Here is a 561-nt window from a genome sequence, read left to right on the forward strand (position 1 = left end):
ACCTATTATAGAAGTAACATTTTTAATCTCTTCACTTTGAGCAATAACTTCACTAGTTTTATGAGATACATTTTGCATAGAAGAAGTAATCTCTTCTAATGCTGCTGCTGTTTCTTCTAAAGAAGAAGCTTGAGAAGATGAAGAATCTGTTAAGTCTTTAACAGCACTTTGTAATTTACCACTCTCATCTGCTAATAAAGAAGCAAATTCAGATGATTGTCTTAGCATAGCTACTATTTCTTGACCTAATACATTAGTAGTTACTTCAACTCCACCTTTAGCATTTTTAACTTCAGTAGTAAAGTCTAATGCCTTATAGCTATCAAATACTCTATTGATTTCATTCATATTAGAACCAACTTTTGCTTGTAATACATCAAGCATATCATTTAATACATTTTTTAATTCTATTAATTGAGGATTAGCAGGAATTGCTGTTATTCTTGCTGTTAGATTACCACCTTCTATTTCTTTAGCTGTATCAACTGATTGTTCTACTGCTTTAGCATCTTGTTCTAATGCATTTTTAGTTTTAGTGATGTTTTCATTGATGGCTTTGGC

General features: G+C 30.8%; 1 pseudogene. It reads right to left on the reverse strand.

From position 1 onward, the window contains the following. Window positions 1-561: pseudogene (locus E2O22_RS07815) on the reverse strand (methyl-accepting chemotaxis protein); the annotation flags it as partial.

Source organism: Campylobacter lari (assembly GCF_004357905.1).
In the GTDB taxonomy this organism is placed as follows: domain Bacteria; phylum Campylobacterota; class Campylobacteria; order Campylobacterales; family Campylobacteraceae; genus Campylobacter_D; species Campylobacter_D lari_D.